We start from the raw sequence: 15626 nt of genomic DNA, 5'->3' as shown, positions 1-15626 counted from the left end.
GGCAAAAACATCTTGCGATAATCTAGTTGTGCTATATGTTTGATGCTAAATCAGGATCACGGAACCGCGAAGGGGTGAAGAATCAATATGGCCGATGCATCGTACTTCGACTCGATTTCCCGCCTTGATGGACAGCTTTTCATCGGTGGTGCTTTCCGCCCCGGCGAAGGATCAAGACTGCCGGTTGAAAACCCCGCGACGGGCGAAACCATCGGCCATATTGCCGCCGCGACCGGGGCCGAGGTCGATGCGGCCGTTGCTGCTGCCCGCGCTGCGTTCCGTATCTGGTCGCGCGAACTGCCGCGTACCCGCGCCAATGCCCTGCACCGGCTGGGTGATCTGATTGCGGCGGACGCGCTGAACATGGCGCGGATCATGACCGCCGAACAGGGCAAGCCTGTAAATGAGGCGAAAGGCGAGATCTTGAAGCTTGCCGAGGCCTGTCATTTCTACGCTGAAGAGGCGACCCGCGTGCATGGCGAGATTGTGCCCAATGATCAGCCCGGTTTCCAAAGCCTTGTCGTGCGCGAGCCGATCGGCGTTGTCGGGGCGATCACGCCCTGGAACTACCCGGCGGAACTGGTCGGCTGGAAGCTGTGCGCAAGCCTCGCGGCTGCCTGCACCATCGTCATCAAACCGGCTGAAATCACGCCCTACACCGCGCTGGCCATCGCGGAAAAATGCGCCGACGCGGGCATTCCGGCGGGTGTGGTGAATGTGCTGACCGGCAAGGGGTCGCAGGTGGGGCAGGCGTTGGTCGAACATCCGCATGTTGACAAGATTGCCTTCACCGGGTCCAGCGCGGTGGGCCTGCATATCCAGCAAAGCTGTCCGCAGGTGAAGCGGCTGTCACTGGAATTGGGCGGCAACTGCCCGCTGGTCGTGACGGCCAGCGCAGACGTAGCCGCGGCGGTCAAAGGGGCTGCGCGGCGCAGCTTTCGCAATTGTGGGCAGATCTGCATCGCGATCAACCGGATCTATGTGCACCGTTCCGTCTACGATGAATTCGTGGCGCAGCTTGGTGCGGCGGCAGATGCGCTGAGCGTGCGCAACGGCCTCGAAAATGCGGCCGCAGACCTGGGGGCGATGGCCTCGGGCGAGCCGCTGGCGAAAACGAAAGAGCATCTTGCCGATGCGCTGGAAAAAGGCGCGCGGCTGATTGCAGGCGGCAAGGCGCCCGAAGGCGCGGAATATGCCGGGGGGCATTTCTTTCGCCCGACCGTCGTGGCCGATTGTGATCATTCGATGAAGGTGATGACCGAAGAGACGTTCGGCCCACTGATCGGTGTGGCGCCCTTTGATGACCTGGATGAGGCGGTCCGGCTGGCGAATGATACGCCCTACGGCCTTGCTTCTTACGTTTATGCCCGCGATCTGGTCGAAATCCAGACCCTTTCGCAAGAGCTCGATTACGGCAATGTCGCCATCAACAATGTCGATGCGGGGATCATGAACGCCCCTTACGGTGGGCGCAAACAAAGCGGCGTAGGCTATGAACACGGGCGCGAAGGGCTGTTGGAGTATTTCAACTTTAAACACGTCCGTTTGCACCACGGCGTCGGGAACTAAGCTGTGCAGGCGCTTTTGGGCATTGATATCGGGACATCCGGCTGCAAGGCGCTGCTGATTGCGACCGATGGGGCGGTGATTGCCGCCGACACCGCGACCTATCCGATGTCGCAGCCGCGTCCGGGCTGGACCGAACAGGACCCGGAACTTTGGATCGAAGGCGCGCGCAAGGCGGTGGCCGGTGCGCTTGCGAAGGCTCCTGCAACAGAAATTCTTTGTATCGGGCTTTCCGGGCAGATGCACGGGCTGACGCCGCTGGATGGCCGCCATCAGGTTCTGCGGCCGGCAATCTTGTGGAACGATCAGCGCAACGGCGCGGAATGCGCGGCGATCACCGAAGCCGCGGGCGGTATCGACGGTCTGCTGGCGGCCACAAATAACCGGATGCTGGTGGGCTACACCGGCGGCAAGATCCTGTGGATGCGAAACCACGAGCCTGACCTTTTTGCGCGCATGAAGGTCTTTTTGAACCCAAAGGATTATCTGCGTTTTCGGCTGACCGGGGAAATCGCTACCGAAGTCTCGGATGCGTCTGGAACCGGTCTTTTCGATGTTCGTAGGCGTGCCTGGGCGACGGGGCTGATCGGGGCCATCGGCATCGACCCCGACCTTTTGCCGCCGGTCCATGAATCAAAGGTGATCTCGGGGCGGATTTCCGCTGCGGGTGCTGCGCTTTTCGGCCTGCCCAAAGGTATCCCGGTAGCGGGGGGCGGCGGCGACAGTGTGATTCAGACAATTGGTTCAGGCGTGATCGCGCCGGGCGAATTGCAAACCACCATCGGCACGGCGGGGATTCTTGCGGCGGCACTGGATGCGCCGCAGAACAACCCCGACGGGCGCCTTCAGGTCTTTTGCAATGTGGCCGCAGACAAGTGGCACTGTATGGGCGTTTCGCTGAATGCCGGTGGCGCGATGGGGTGGTATCGTGACACGCTTTGCGTTGGACCCGACGGCGCAAAACCGTCCTTCGACGCGATCGTCGAAGAGGCTGCCGCCACCCCCGCAGGCGCGCTGGGGCTTTTGTTTCTGCCCTATCTGAATGGCGAGCGCTGCCCGCACCCCGACCCGACCGCGCGGGGCGCCTTCATCGGGCTGACCGGTCGCCACGGTCGCGGCGCGATCACCCGCGCATTGATGGAAGGTGTGGTTCACGCCTTTGCGGACATGCATTCGCTGATGAAGCCGATGGGGATTGACGGGCGCATCGTCAATGCGTCGGGCGGAGGGGCGAAATCGCCGCTATGGCGCCAAATCCAGGCCGATATTTTCGGTTGCGATGTGGTGACGACGGATAGCGCGGCCGAAGGGGCGGCCTTTGGGGCGGCGCTGGTTGCCGGGCTTGCGGTTGATGTCTGGCCCGACGCCGCCACCGCCGTCACGACCTGCCGTAATCTGACAACCGAGCATCCCGACCCGATGACCGGCGCGGTCTACGCCCACGCGCATCAGATTTACCGCAACCTTTACCCGTTGCTCAGCGACAGCTTTGCTGCGCTTGGTGACCGTATTTTCGATCAGTAATCTTCAGGAGCCCGCATTATGCCAAACTATTCGGCGCTCATTTTCGATCTGGACGGCACGCTGATTGACAGCGCGCCTGACATTGCAGCAGCCATCAATTCCGGGTTCGCCCGCAATGGTTGGCCCGCGATGGAGACCCGCTACGTTGAGCGTTTCATCGGGAATGGGCCGCACCGCCTGATCATCGACATTCTCGAAGAACAGCATATCCCCTATGACGAGGCGCTGATCCATTCGGCTTATCAGGGCTATCTGGAAGCCTACCTTGCAGATCCAGCCGGGCGAACACGGTTCTTTGACCATGTGCGCGAGGATCTGACGTCGTTACATGCGGCGGGCATCCGGTTGGGGATCTGCACCAACAAGAACCACGACATTACCCTGAAGGTTCTGGCCCAACTTGAACTGGACCATCTGTTCACAGCCGCGATCGGGGCGGATGCCGTCCCGGCCTGCAAGCCCGATCCGGGCCATCTTTTGGCGGTTGCCAAGGCGATGGACCTGCAACCCGGCACCTGGGCCTATGTTGGCGACACGGGCGTTGACAAGGCCACAGCCGCCGCTGCGGGTATCCCGTTCTTTGTCGTTCCCTGGGGCGGCGGCCGCAAAGTCGAGGTTTCGCCCGGTTTTCGGTTGACGAGGCTGGCTGATCTGCTTCACCGCGATGCTACAACAAGCGCCACGGGGTAGAGGTAGCAAAGCCATGACAGTCAGCCTATTGCAAAAGGTCCTTCAGGAACGCGATGACATGTACCCGGCCGAACGCCGTGTAGCTGACTTTGTTGGTATGTCGCCCTCTGAGGTGATCCATATGAGCATGGCGAAACTGTCTGAAACCTGTTCGGTCAGCGACCCGACCATCATGCGTTTTTGCCGCCGTTTCGGCTTTGATGGCTATCAGGATTTCAAGCTTTCTCTGGCGCAAAGCCTGGTCCCGTCGGCACCTTTTGCCTATGAGCAGATCGTGCCACAGGACAGCATTGCCAATATCGTTCTGAAAACCTGCCGCAATTCGCTGAACGCAATTCAGCGTCTGGCCGAAGATCTGGCGCCAGAGCAGATTCAGGCGGCCGCCGGGCTGTTGGGTGCCGCGACCTGGACCGGGATCTACGCGACCGGCATTTCCGAAGTGAACGCGCTGGATACCGAACACAAGTTTCAGCGTCTGGGGATAAGGTGTCAGGCACTTTTGGGTAAGCAGCGCCAGTGGATGCATGCCGAAAGCGCCCGCCCCGGAGACGTAGCGCTGATTTTTTCACAGTCGGGTCATACGAAACAGATGGTCGAGGTGGCGACGGCGGTACGCGCCGGGGGTGGGCGCGTGGTCTCGGTTGCGGCTGGCGACAGCCCGTTGGCGCGGGTCTCGGATGCGGTGGTTGCCGTGCTGCCCTATGACCGGACAGAGATGATGACGCCGCTTGCCTCGCGGCTCAACCACCACCTTGTCACCAATATGCTGGTCACTGCCATCGCCATCGACAGTGGCAGCCAGTTCCCCGATCAGCTGCCAGCGCTTGATAGCTGGCAAACCGACAAGATCTGAAACCCCGAAGCGGCGCGGCAGCGGCTACGCCAGAGGAGACAATTATGAGCCAGCAGGACGAAGCCAAACGGGTCGCCGGACGCCGGGTGATCGAGGAATTCGTGCGTGACGGGATGAAACTTGGCCTCGGCTCGGGGACGACGTCGCATTTTTTTGTGCGGGAGCTTGGCAAGCATGTAGCGGAAGGGCTGAAGCTGACCTGCACCACCACCTCGCGCTCAACCATCGACGTTGCCCGCGAAGTGGGGATTGAGATTACCGATCCCAATGAAATTGGTGAGATTGACCTGACCGTCGACGGTCCGGACGAAATTGACCGCAACCTGAACATGATCAAGGGCGGTGGTGCCTGCCTGCTTTGGGAAAAGATTGTCGCCCATGCATCAAAAAAGATGATTTGCATCTGTGACGAATCGAAGATTGTGGACTGTCTGGGCAAGTTTCCCTTGCCGGTCGAAGTGGTGCAATTCGGCTGGAAGCAAACCGAGCGCATGGTCGCGCGGGTTCTGGTGGAACATGGCATCAAAGACAGCCGGATAGAACGCCGGATGCGCGACGGCCAACCCGTCGTGACTGACAGCGGCAATTTCATCCTCGATTGCCACTGCGGCCCGGTGATTACAAACCCCGCCCCGTTGGAGATCGAGCTGAACCGGATCCCCGGGGTTGTCGAAAACGGGCTTTTCACCCGTGAGGCGGCGGGCATGGTGGTGGGCTGCTTCGACGGTACGTCCTACGTTGCGATGCGGTAATATAGTAATACTTCGTATGGCAAGGGTGTGCAGGGCAAAGGCTTTGCGCATCCCTTAAACGCGTGACTATAGGTAACTTATTGTTATCTAACGAGGAATGGGAAAACCGTACCTTGACCTCTGTTCGACCAACAAGGCGAAATATGAATTCTCTAAGTGTCCGCCTATTGACAGACTCGAAAATATCTAGCTTTACTAGATCAACGGTTTTGTCTCAGGGAGGATACTATGACAAGATTGACAAATGTGAGCCGGCGTCAGGTCATGGCAGGTAGTGCCGCGCTGGGGCTGGGTGCAATGCTGGGGCGCAGTGCGTTTGCGCAGGATCGCCTGTCGATCCCCTATTCCAACAAAAGCCTCGATTACTATTTCTTTGTGATCCAGGAAGAGGCCGTGAAGCGCGCCGTCGAGGCCAATAAAGGCGAATTCCAGGCCACCAACGCCAACTTTGACAACACCCGTCAGTTGGAGCAGTGGCAAAGCCTTCTGCTGTCGCAACCCTCTGCGATCATCTCGGACCCGATCGACAGTCAGGCGATCGTTTCGGCGATCCGTCGTTACAACAAACAAAAAATTCCGGTGGGCATCATTGATACCCCGGCCGATGGCGGCGACGTTGCGATCACCGTCAGCTTCGATAACTTCGAAGGCGGTGTTATGGCCGCGAACGAAATCATCAACCGCCTGATCAAGAAATACGGCAGCCCGAAAGGCACCGTTCTGAACTGCTACGGCGCGCTGGCCTCGGTGGCCTGGCGTCTGCGCAAAGAGGGCATGGATTCGGTCTTTGCCCAGTATCCCGACATCACCTATCTGGCGCGCCCGACCGAAGGTCAGTTGGAACAGATGCTTTCCGTGACCCTTTCGACCCTGTCGGAATACCCTGATCTTGATGCGGTTCACGCCCCCTCGGATTCGCCGGCTCGCGGCATCGCCACAGCCCTTCAGCAGCGTGACCGCTGGAAGAAGGTTGGCGAGGACGGGCATGTGATCTTCGTCAATATCGACGGTGAGCCGGTGGCGGTGAACTGGGTCCAGGAAGGCTATATGGATGCTTGCGTCTCGCAAGACCCGATCGCTTATGGCGAAATCGCGGTCGAGATGATCCTGAAACACTCGCTGAAAGGTGAGGCGGTTCCGCTCGGCACCTATGAAAACAAAAAGTATTTCTGGGAAAAGGGTGAAATCGTCGAAGGCAAGACCGGCCCGACGCTGATCATTCCGGCCTTTGTCATCAATGGCGACAACGCCGCCGATCCGCGCCACTGGGGCGCGGTCGCTGAAAAGGAATGGGGCATCCCCTACGCGTGATGCCTGCCGGTTGCGGCAAAACCGAAGCGGTCCTGATCGCTTCGGTTTCTTTCTAAAAGGTGGAGAGAACCAAAATGGCGATGCATGACCCGCGCACACGGCCCGCCATGGCGGATGCCGTTCTTGAAATAGAGAACGTTGCGAAAATCTATGGGCCGGTCAAGGCACTGCGCGGCGTTTCGATGAAGATCCGGCGTGGAACGATCCATGGTCTTTTGGGTGAAAACGGTGCGGGAAAATCGACGCTGGTCAATATCATTTCCGGTCAGCGCGCGCCTACATCAGGCCGGATCATCATGGACGGCACCCCGCTTGCGCATGTCGATGTGAAGTCGATGGAAGAGGCCGGCGTTTTTCTGGTGACGCAGGAACCGATGATCATCGACAACATGACGGCCGCCGAAAACCTGATGCTGGGTATCTGGCCCACGCGCGGCGGCCTTGTCGACTGGAAGAAACTGCGCAGTGATGCGGCGCGGATGCTGGACGGCTCGGGTATTCCCGCCGAGGCAACCGCAGGGCGGCTTGATGCGGTGGCGCGGCGCAAGCTGAATATTCTGCGTGCCATGTTCTCGGGCGGCAAAGTCATCATTCTGGATGAACCAACGGCCGCGCTGACCGTGGCCGACCGCAAGGTCCTGTTTGATTTCATGCGGCGGCTGAAATCCGAGGGCGTCACTTTTATTTTCATCTCGCATTACAATGACGAGATCCTGGAAATCTGTGACGCGGTTTCGGTCTTGCGCGATGGCAGCCTTGCGGGAGGCTCAGAAGATGTAGGGGCGATGTCCTCTGAACAGCTAAGCGAACTGGTATTGGGCCGGGGTCTCGCACTCTTTCAGCGCAAGCGCCGCGATCACAGCGGCAAAGCGGCTACAGTTTCGGTGCGCGACGTGCGGGGACGGCATCTTTCGGTCAAGGCGCTTGATATCGCGCCGGGCGAAGTGGTGGGGTTCACCGGGCTGCCGGGTGCGGGTGCAAAAGAACTTGCCCGCGCAATCTTTGGCCTGAACCCGGCGACGGGCACGATCATGCTGGAGGGGAAAACCGGCGGCCTGCCGGCCAATCCCTACGCCGCCATCAAGGCGGGCATTGCCTATCTGTCGGATGACCGCCGCAAGGATGGCGCGGTTGGCCAGATGTCGATCGGCGCGAATATCGCCCTTTCCTCGCTGCCGGCGCGCACAAAATTCGGCTTCATTGACCGCGGGGCAGAAGCCTCGGTCATTACACGTTATTTCGACGCCATGGACGTCAAAGCGCCCAGCCCGGACTATGCTGTAGATACGCTTAGCGGTGGCAATCAGCAAAAAGTGTGTCTGGGCCGTGTGCTGGCCACCAATCCGCGCCTGCTGATCGTCGACGAACCCACCCGCGGCATTGACGTGGGTGTGAAACAGGATGTGCTGCGCATCATTGATGAGCTTTCAGATACCGGCGTTTCGGTCATCATCGTCTCGACCGACACTGATGAATTGGTGCGCGCCGTTGACCGGGTGTGCGTTTTTGATCAGGGCGATATCAGGGAAATGCTGACCGGCAGGGACATCACCGTCGAGCGTCTGCGCGCATCGGTGCAGGCATGACGCAAACCGTTAAGACAGGAGGCTCGGCAATGAGCAACGCAACCGCTAACGATACGGCAGCCCCGGCATCCGGTATCACCCGCCACGCAGTCTTTGGCTGGGTTTTGCACAACGTCGTCTGGATCTGGCTGATTGCCCTGGTGGCGATTTTTGGCGCTTTCAACGATTTCTTCCTGACCATCTTCAACTTGCAAAACGTGATGGTGCAGGCGACGGTTCTGGGGATGCTGGGCCTTGCGGTCGCGCTACCGCTGCTGGTGGCGGAAATTGACCTGTCGATTCCGGCTAATGCCGGGTTTTCGGCAGCCGTGGGGGCGCTTGCCTATTCCGACCTCGGACTGCCCTGGTTCATCGCCACACTGATCGGGCTGCTGACCGGCACGCTGATCGGGTTTTTCAACGGCCTGTGCATCACCAAACTGAAGATGGTCTCATTGATCGAGACATTGGCGATGATGATCATCCTGCAGGGCGCGCTACTGGCGCTGACCCAAGGTAGAACGCTGACCAACCTGGCCGATGGCTATGTCTGGATCGGTCAGGCCACCATCGGCGGCTGGCCGCTGATGCCGATCGTCTTTCTGCTTGCGCTGACCGTGATGGGCGTGGTTCTGCGCCGGACCGTTCTTGGCCGGTCGGTCTATGCCGTGGGTGGCAATCCGGTGGCCTCCAGTTCGGCCGGTATACGGGTCGACCGGGTCAAGATCATCACCTACACGATCTCGGGCTTTCTGGCGGCGCTTGCGGGCTTTTTGCTGGCATCGTGGCAAATGGCGATCACCTCGAACCAGGGGGCAAGCTATCTGCTCTACGCCATCGCGGCCCCAATCATCGGCGGCGTCAGCGTGTTTGGTGGGCGTGGCAATACCTGGGGGGTACTGGGCGGCGTCCTGCTGTTGACGGTCATTCAGGTCGGACTCGCAATCATCAATGTGCCGTCGTTCTATGTCGGAATGATCGGCGGCATGATGATCTTCATCGCCGTGGCGATTGACGCGCTGCGCGTTCGCTACTTTGGATGACGCGGCACCTGTTGCGTCATCGCTGTGCCGGATCGTAGCTGTTTGACCTGCTTGTGGCCCTTGGCCGTAATCGGGCCGCCCGCCCCGTGCCCCATCTTCAACTGCCAGATAGTTCCCACTATTGTGCGCGGTTGTCGGGGCCCCGGTTCGGGCCACCTGATGCAGCCCAGACGCCGCAAGGCACAGGCCAGATACGCCGGCCGCCCGTTATCTTCATCAACGCCATGATCATCGCCCGCCCAGCCTTCGCCAGCGCTGGTGGTGCCTTTTCAATGGCCCGCCAGCGCACCGCTACATTCACGGGGTGCAGCATTCCTCCTGGCTTTTTTTTGGTAAAAATACTCCCGCCGGAGGCTCCGGGCGGTGCCCGATGCGCTACTGCCGGGCATGAAAAAGGGCGCCCAAAAGGCGCCCTGATCCGAATTCCTACCTGACGAAATCAGGCCAGCGCGAGGTTCGTTGCCGACTCGCGGCCATCACGGCCGGCTTCGATGTCGAACGTTACGGCTTGACCGTCGTCCAGCTGGCGGATGCCTGCGCGCTCCAGCGCCGAAACGTGCACGAACACGTCACGGTTGCCGCCTTCCGGGGCGATAAAGCCGAAGCCTTTGGTAGCATTAAACCATTTCACGGTGCCCTTGGCCATCGTGTTTACTCCTGTTCATTGCCACCCACAAAATCGCGGTAGCCCGGCTCTGTCAGATCAAGATCGAGAACTGAACCGTGAGGAAACAGAAGGTCGATAGAGATAGCGTCGCATGATCCATATGCACCATTTTGGCGAATCATGCAAGCTCTGCCTGTGCTTACCTGCGAAAGGCGGCGGGCTTTTGCCATTCGCGCATGAAAAAGGGCGCCCGTAGGCGCCCTTTCCACTGTCTGGGTCCGGGGGCAGATTACATCATGCCGCCCATGCCGCCCATGTCGGGCATGCCGCCGCCAGCAGCGCCTTTGGGCTCGGGCTTTTCGGCCACCATTGCTTCGGTGGTGATCAGCAGACCCGCGATAGAGGCGGCGTCTTCCAGCGCGGTGCGGGTGACTTTCGCCGGGTCAATTACGCCGAATTTGAACATGTCGCCATATTCTTCGGTCTGCGCGTTGAAGCCAAAGGTCACGTCGTCACTTTCGCGCACCTTGCCAGCCACCACGGCGCCATCGACGCCAGCGTTGTCAGCAATCTGACGCAGCGGCGCTTCCAGCGCGCGCTTGACGATCACGATCCCGGCAGACTGATCGGCATTATCGCCTTTCAGGCCTTCCAGTACCTTGCCGGCCTGCACCAGTGCAACACCGCCACCCACGACGATGCCTTCCTGAACGGCCGCACGGGTCGCGTTCAGCGCGTCATCGACACGGTCCTTGCGCTCTTTCACTTCGACTTCGGTCATCCCGCCAACGCGGATTACCGCAACGCCGCCAGCCAGTTTGGCCACGCGCTCTTGCAGCTTTTCCTTGTCGTAGTCGCTGGTGGTCTCTTCGATCTGGGTGCGGATCTGGCTGACGCGCGCCTCGATTTCGGCCTTCTCACCGGCACCGTCCACGATCGTGGTGGTGTCTTTGGTGATCGTGACTTTCTTGGCAGTGCCCAGCATGTCCATGCCGACGTTTTCCAGCTTCATGCCCAGATCTTCCGAGATCACCTGACCACCGGTCAGAATCGCGAGGTCTTGCAGCATTGCCTTGCGACGATCGCCAAAGCCCGGTGCCTTCACGGCAGCAATTTTCAGCCCGCCGCGCAGTTTGTTCACCACCAGCGTCGCCAGGGCTTCGCCTTCGACGTCTTCCGAGATGATCAGCAGCGGCTTTTGGCTTTGGATCACCGATTCCAGCAGCGGCACCATCGGCTGCAGCGACGAAAGTTTCTTTTCGTGCAGCAGGATCAGACAGTCTTCCAGATCGGCAACCATCTTGTCGGGGTTTGTCACGAAATAGGGGCTGAGGTAGCCACGGTCGAACTGCATCCCTTCGACGACTTCAACCTCGGTTTCCATGCCCTTGTTTTCTTCGACGGTGATCACACCCTCGTTGCCGACCTTTTGCATCGCATGTGCGATGTGCTGGCCGATAAAGGTTTCGCCGTTGGCCGAAATGGTGCCAACCTGCGCCACTTCGTCGCTGTCTTTGACCGGGCGCGAAGCCGCCTTGATCGCGTCCACAACCTTGGTCACGGCCTGGTCGATGCCACGCTTCAGGTCCATCGGGTTCATCCCGGCGGCCACGGCCTTCAGGCCCTCACGGATGATGGCCTGGGCCAGCACGGTCGCGGTGGTGGTGCCGTCGCCGGCTTCGTCATTGGTGCGCGAAGCGACTTCCTTCACCATCTGCGCGCCCATGTTTTCGAACTTGTCCGACAGTTCGATTTCCTTGGCGACCGTCACACCGTCTTTGGTGATGCGCGGCGCGCCGTAGGATTTGTCGATGACCACGTTGCGGCCTTTCGGGCCCAGCGTCACCTTGACCGCATCGGCCAGGATGTTGACGCCCTTGAGCATACGGTCACGGGCATCGGTCGAGAATTTGACGTCCTTGGCTGCCATTTGCTAGCTCCTGGTATGTCTGAATTTCGTTAAAAGGCGCGCAGTCTCAGGCCAGAATGCCCAGAATGTCGCTTTCCTTCATGATCAGCAGCTCTTCGCCGTCGATCGTGACTTCGGTGCCCGACCATTTGCCGAACAGCACCTTGTCGCCGGGTTTCACCGACATTGCGATCAGCTCGCCCGAATCTTTGCGCGCACCCTCGCCACAGGCCACAACTTCGGCCTCTGCGGGTTTTTCTTTTGCGCTATCGGGGATGATCAGCCCGCCCTTGGTCTTTTCGTCGCTTTCGACGCGGCGGACCAGCACTCGGTCATGCAGCGGTTTGAATGCCATCTGGTAACACTCCCTTGAGATTCCAGGTTGAATGGTATTGGCACTCGTTATCAGTGAGTGCCAACAGCCGGTGATCTAAGCAACCCATCCCACGGTGTCAACAGGCCAGACGCTAAAAATGTCGCGCCCTTGGATAAGCGCGCGCAACGTGGCAGGGTTTGGCTCACGGTAGCCAGAAGGGGCACGGCGGGCATGTGGGTTTCACGGGGTTTCATCGGGCTGATTGCGGCGTTTATGCTGACCGCGCCGCAGGTGCAGGCGGGCTGTGCCGGCGAAAACCTCTTTGCCCGCCTTCCCGCCGAAACCCAGGCCCAGCTTGCCGCCAGGGCCGACGCTGCCCCCTATGCCCGCGGCCTTCTCTGGCGGGCTGTCCGCGGCGATCAGGCCCTTGTGTTGCTGGGCACTTACCACTTTGCAGATCCGCGTCACGCCGCCACGCTGACTGCCCTTTCGCCGCATCTGGACCATGCCAAGACCCTGCTGGTCGAGGCGGGTCCAGACGAACAGGCCGCCCTAAAGGCCGCGGCCAGCAGCAACCCCACGCTGTTGTTCACCACCGGTGCAACCCTGCCTGAACGGATGGCCAAACCCGAATGGGACCGTCTCAAAACCGCGTTTCAGGCCCGCGCCATCCCTGCCTTTCTGGGGGCCAAGTTTCAGCCCTGGTATGCCGCCGTCACCCTTGTCCTGTCGCCCTGTGCCATGGCCGAGGCCGCCGCCGGCGCGCGTGGCCTTGATGACGCGGTGATGGAGGCCGCCCTTGCCCGTGGCCTGACGATCCGCGCGCTTGAACCCTATGACACCGTCTTTACCCTGTTCAGCACCATCCCCGAATCCGCCCAGATCGAGATGATTTTGTCGACCCTGCCCATGGCCGAGCACGCCGATGACTACACTGCCACGCTGGCCGATGCCTATTTTGCCCAGCAACCCCGCCTGATCTGGGAATTCTCGCGCCATGACGCCCTTGAAAACTCGGGTCTTTCCCCCGCGCAGGTCGCCGCGCAATTTGCCCTCTCGGAAGAAATCCTGATGCTGCGGCGCAACCGTGCCTGGCTGCCGGTGATCGAAGCGGCGCTGACCGATGGCCCGGTGGTGCTGGCCGCTGGTGCGCTGCACCTCTCGGGGCAGGGCGGGTTGCTGGATCTGCTGGCCGAGGCGGGCTTTACCCTCACACCGCTGCCCATACCCTGACCCATCCCCCGCAACCTCGGGATGACAACCCCCCTCACAGCGCCTATAAGGCGCCAAACCCACTTATCCGAAGGCACCCAAATGATTCAGGTTCTTGGCCATAAATCCCCCGACACCGATGCCACCGGTTCGCCCATCATCTGGGCCTGGTATCTGACCGAGGTAAAGGGCACCCCGGCCCGCCCCGTCCTTTTGGGCGAACCCAATACCGAAGCGGCCTTCATGCTGCGCCACTGGGATCTGCCGAAACCGGAAATCATCTCTGACGTGACGGCCGATGACACCTGCGTCATCGTCGATACCAACAACCCCGCCGAACTGCCGCCCTCGATCAATGACGCGAAGATCCTGGCGATCATCGACCACCACATGCTGGTCGGCGGCCTCAAGACCAAAACCCCGATCGATGTGACCATCCGCCCGCTGGCCTGCACCGCGACCATCATGCATGACCTGATCGGCGCTGATCTGGCGCGCGCCCCCCGCGCGATCAAAGGCGCGATGCTGACCTGCATCCTGTCGGACACGCTTGCCTTCCGCTCGCCCACCACCACCGCCCATGACCGCGCCGTCGCTGAAAGCCTCGCCGCTGATCTGGGCGTCGACATCGCCACCTTCTCGGCAGAGCTCTTCGCCGCCAAATCCGATGTCTCGGCCTTCTCGGATGCTGACCTGCTGCGCATGGACAGCAAGGAATACGAAGTTGCGGGCAAACAGCTACGCGTCTCGGTTCTCGAAACGACCGCGCCCAAGGTGCTGCTCGACCGCAAGGCCGCGCTGATGGCCGCCATGCCCGCCGTCGCCACCCAGGACGGCGCCGATCAGGTCCTGCTCTTCATCGTCGATATCCTGAACGAGGAAGCAACCCTGCTGGTCCCGAATGATCTGGTCAAATCCCTGGCCGAGGCGTCGTTTCCCTGCACTGTCAGCGGCGACACCGTCGTGCTGCCCGGCGTGATGAGCCGCAAAAAGCAAATCATCCCGGCGCTGAAACTCTGACCAAAAAACGGCGGCGGGGCAGGGCCATTGGGCCGCCCCGCCGCCGCCTCGCCATATGCACGGATGTCATACGCAAGTCATACGAATGTCATACCGGTAATTTCAGCCAGAAAGACACCCCAATGACCCGCATCATCGCCTCGCTTTCCGACATCTCGCAGCCCTATGACGCGCTCTTGTGCGACCTCTGGGGATGCCTGCACAACGGCGTCAAAGCCTATCCGGACGCTGTTGCTGCATTGCAGCAATTTCGTGCCAAGGGCGGCAAGGTGCTGCTGTTGACCAACGCCCCCCGGCCCGCGACCTTCGTCATCACCAGCTTTGATCGGCTGGGCGTGCCGCGCGACGCGTGGGACGGGGTGGTTTCGTCAGGTGATGCCGCGCAAGACGCCATGTTCGCAGGCGCTGTCGGGCACAAGGTCTGGCACCTGGGCCCCGACAAGGATGATGGGTTTTTCACCAATATCCCCACCGAATGGGCCGATGCCCCGCCCATCGAACGTGTCCCACTGGAACAGGCCGACGGCATCGTCTGCACCGGCCCGTTTGACGAGATGACCGAAACCCCCGATGATTACCGCGCCCGCTTTCTGATGGCGAAAACATTGGGTTTGCCAATGCTTTGCGCCAACCCCGATCTTGTCGTGGATATGGGCGACAGGCGCATTTACTGCGCCGGCGCGCTGGCCGCACTTTACGAGGAAATGGGCGGTCAGGTGCTCTATTTCGGTAAACCCCACCCGCCTATCTACGACCTCGCCCGCCGCCGCCTTGCCGCGATGGGTGGTGTTGATGAGGGGCGGGTGCTCGCGATAGGCGACGGGATCAACACCGATATCGCAGGCGCGCAAGGCGAAGGCTTCGACTCGGTCTTCGTTACTGCCGGGATTGCCGCAGATCATTTCGGCCCCGGCGCTGATCACCCGGACCCGACCCGGCTGAATGACTGGCTAGCGGCCCATCATCAAAACCCAACCTACGCAATCAGCCTGCTACGCTGACCTGCAACTGATTGATAAAACCATATGCTTTTGTTTGGCTAAAATACTCTCGGGGGGAGACGCCCCCAAAGGGGGTGGCGTGGGGGGCTGTCTGCCCCAGCCCCTGACGGCAAATGTTGAAGCTCGCAGCCTTTACGATGCGAGCTTTTCCATTCGTCCTTCCCTTGCCCTATCTGCCGATCATCCCAGTCGATAGGAGAAGAAGCGTAACCGTACCATTGATACCGCAGCTTATGCAGCTTGACTGTTCTCGGCAG

The 15626-nt window shown here is 60.5% G+C and carries 14 protein-coding genes; 11 read left to right on the top strand and 3 right to left on the bottom strand.

The genetic code is table 11. The features are described from left to right. Positions 1 to 87: 87 nt before the first annotated feature. The 8 genes from ACM62R_RS14105 (at position 88) to ACM62R_RS14070 (ending at position 9304) form a co-directional block, all read left to right on the top strand. On the top strand, positions 88 to 1569 hold the full coding sequence (locus ACM62R_RS14105) for an aldehyde dehydrogenase family protein (RefSeq protein WP_415184680.1): 1482 nt from the start codon (positions 88 to 90) through the stop codon (positions 1567 to 1569). A gap of 3 nt (positions 1570 to 1572) precedes the next feature. Continuing rightward, on the top strand, positions 1573 to 3090 hold the full coding sequence (gene xylB, locus ACM62R_RS14100) for a xylulokinase (protein WP_415184679.1): 1518 nt from the start codon (positions 1573 to 1575) through the stop codon (positions 3088 to 3090). A gap of 18 nt (positions 3091 to 3108) precedes the next feature. Further along, entirely contained in the window at positions 3109 to 3780 is a 672-nt protein-coding gene (locus ACM62R_RS14095) for an HAD family hydrolase (protein ID WP_415184678.1), read from the top strand. A 13-nt stretch (positions 3781 to 3793) separates the two neighbouring features. Then, the gene (locus ACM62R_RS14090) at positions 3794 to 4633 is read left to right on the top strand and encodes a MurR/RpiR family transcriptional regulator (protein WP_415184677.1); all 840 of its coding nucleotides are present in this window, start codon (positions 3794 to 3796) and stop codon (positions 4631 to 4633) included. Positions 4634 to 4677: 44 nt separating this feature from the next. Further along, the gene (gene rpiA, locus ACM62R_RS14085) at positions 4678 to 5385 is read left to right on the top strand and encodes a ribose 5-phosphate isomerase A (protein ID WP_415184676.1); all 708 of its coding nucleotides are present in this window, start codon (positions 4678 to 4680) and stop codon (positions 5383 to 5385) included. A 228-nt stretch (positions 5386 to 5613) separates the two neighbouring features. Continuing rightward, positions 5614 to 6696, top strand: coding sequence for a sugar ABC transporter substrate-binding protein (locus tag ACM62R_RS14080; RefSeq protein WP_415184675.1), 1083 nt, complete (start codon positions 5614 to 5616; stop codon positions 6694 to 6696). Positions 6697 to 6770: 74 nt separating this feature from the next. Continuing rightward, positions 6771 to 8282, top strand: a complete 1512-nt coding sequence (locus ACM62R_RS14075) for a sugar ABC transporter ATP-binding protein (protein WP_415184674.1) — start codon at positions 6771 to 6773, stop codon at positions 8280 to 8282. A 29-nt stretch (positions 8283 to 8311) separates the two neighbouring features. Next, entirely contained in the window at positions 8312 to 9304 is a 993-nt protein-coding gene (locus ACM62R_RS14070; RefSeq protein WP_415184673.1) for an ABC transporter permease, read from the top strand. A gap of 439 nt (positions 9305 to 9743) precedes the next feature. On the opposite strand, the gene ACM62R_RS14065 is transcribed toward ACM62R_RS14070, so the two are convergent. From ACM62R_RS14065 to ACM62R_RS14055, 3 genes are all read right to left on the bottom strand, one after another. After that, positions 9744 to 9950: a cold-shock protein gene (locus ACM62R_RS14065; protein ID WP_415184672.1), complete on the bottom strand. Its 207-nt coding sequence runs from the start codon at positions 9948 to 9950 to the stop codon at positions 9744 to 9746. Between the two features lie 250 nt (positions 9951 to 10200). Beyond that, on the bottom strand, positions 10201 to 11841 hold the full coding sequence (gene groL, locus ACM62R_RS14060; RefSeq protein WP_415184671.1) for a chaperonin GroEL: 1641 nt from the start codon (positions 11839 to 11841) through the stop codon (positions 10201 to 10203). Positions 11842 to 11887: 46 nt separating this feature from the next. Continuing rightward, positions 11888 to 12175 carry a co-chaperone GroES gene (locus ACM62R_RS14055; protein ID WP_415184670.1) on the bottom strand — a complete coding sequence of 96 codons (288 nt, stop codon included), beginning with the start codon at positions 12173 to 12175 and terminating at the stop codon, positions 11888 to 11890. Between the two features lie 192 nt (positions 12176 to 12367). Here ACM62R_RS14055 and ACM62R_RS14050 point away from each other — a divergent pair, with 192 nt between their 5' ends. The 3 genes from ACM62R_RS14050 (at position 12368) to ACM62R_RS14040 (ending at position 15369) form a co-directional block, all read left to right on the top strand. Next, positions 12368 to 13369, top strand: a complete 1002-nt coding sequence (locus tag ACM62R_RS14050) for a TraB/GumN family protein (RefSeq protein WP_415184669.1) — start codon at positions 12368 to 12370, stop codon at positions 13367 to 13369. An 81-nt stretch (positions 13370 to 13450) separates the two neighbouring features. Next, complete coding sequence (locus tag ACM62R_RS14045; protein WP_415184668.1) at positions 13451 to 14368, top strand: manganese-dependent inorganic pyrophosphatase; 918 nt, start codon at positions 13451 to 13453, stop codon at positions 14366 to 14368. 122 nt (positions 14369 to 14490) lie between these two features. Beyond that, positions 14491 to 15369, top strand: coding sequence for a TIGR01459 family HAD-type hydrolase (locus ACM62R_RS14040; RefSeq protein WP_415184667.1), 879 nt, complete (start codon positions 14491 to 14493; stop codon positions 15367 to 15369). Positions 15370 to 15626: the final 257 nt, after the last annotated feature.

This window comes from Phaeovulum sp. (assembly GCF_047638075.1).
GTDB lineage: Bacteria > Pseudomonadota > Alphaproteobacteria > Rhodobacterales > Rhodobacteraceae > UBA6197.
Note: the sequence above shows the minus strand (reverse complement) of the source record. Positions and strands in the feature narration are given on the sequence as shown.